The 995-nt window shown below is 65.3% G+C and carries 1 protein-coding gene; it reads right to left on the bottom strand.

The features are described from left to right. On the bottom strand, window positions 1-993 hold a 993-nt coding region (locus P0D80_RS50480; RefSeq protein ID WP_408296334.1), incomplete at its 3' end, for a cupin domain-containing protein. Window positions 994-995: the final 2 nt, after the last annotated feature.

The raw sequence follows: 995 nt of genomic DNA, 5'->3' as shown, positions 1-995 counted from the left end.
ATGTGGCCGGTATTGGCCCGTCTCCATCAGCTCCGAAGCGGCGAGGGCCTTCGGTGTCCAGCGCAGGGTCGCGCGTGTTTCCAGCAACCAGGCCTGATAGCCCTCAGGAACGTCCTCCGACGGCCCGTGGTGGATGACCCCCTTTGGCACACAGGTCAACGTGCCGGGTTCCGTGCAACCGCCCCAGGCCCCCGGGCCCCGCACGTAACAGATCACCTCGTCGAAATCGGCGTTGATGTGAACCGGCGGCCGCCCCCCGGGACGCGCGCTGAGGTTGAACATCAGAATGTCGCCCGTGCCTGACGACAGAAACTGGCTCGGCGGACCGCCCTCAGGCAGGTAGGCGTGAACCTGGATATTGGCCAGATTAAGCTTCCACACCGGGACGGACTCCGACAGGCGCATGCCGAGCGCGAGCGGATCATGCGACATCATGAACACCGTGTTCTCGGTGTCGAGGGTTTTCAGCACCAGCCGCGTCGGGCCGCCGGCCGGCATGCTGGCGTCGATCTCGGCGAACTTCAGATCGCGCGCAACGTTGAGCAGGCCACTTGGTGCGGGCGGCGCGAGTTTCAGGGCCGCCGGACTCTCGACGATGAGGCTTCGCATGGCATCGCCCGTCGGTGTATAGCGGTACGCGACGGATCGGGGAATGCAGACGAAGTCCCCTTCCGTCGCCGTGAGACAGCCCACGTCCGTTTCGAACCTGACCGTGCCGGACTGGATGAAATGAATCTCGTCCGCTTCGACGTTGCGCACCACATACGGCATGGGCTTGCGCCGTCCCGACACATGCAGTCTGACGCCGAGCCTGGAAGTCGCCACGGTGGTCGGAAGCGCCTCGGGGTCGTCCTGATCGTCAGGCGTCAAGCGCTCAAGGACGGCTCGCCGCGGTGCGTGCGGCCCCTGCACGGAAAGATAATCAGGCGCGTAGGTCGGCCGGGTCACAACTGACAGCGCCCCCTGAAATCCGTCACGGCTCCAGAGTTGCACCG

Source organism: Paraburkholderia sp. RL17-373-BIF-A, from assembly GCF_046030175.1.
GTDB lineage: Bacteria > Pseudomonadota > Gammaproteobacteria > Burkholderiales > Burkholderiaceae > Paraburkholderia.
Note: the sequence above shows the minus strand (reverse complement) of the source record. Positions and strands in the feature narration are given on the sequence as shown.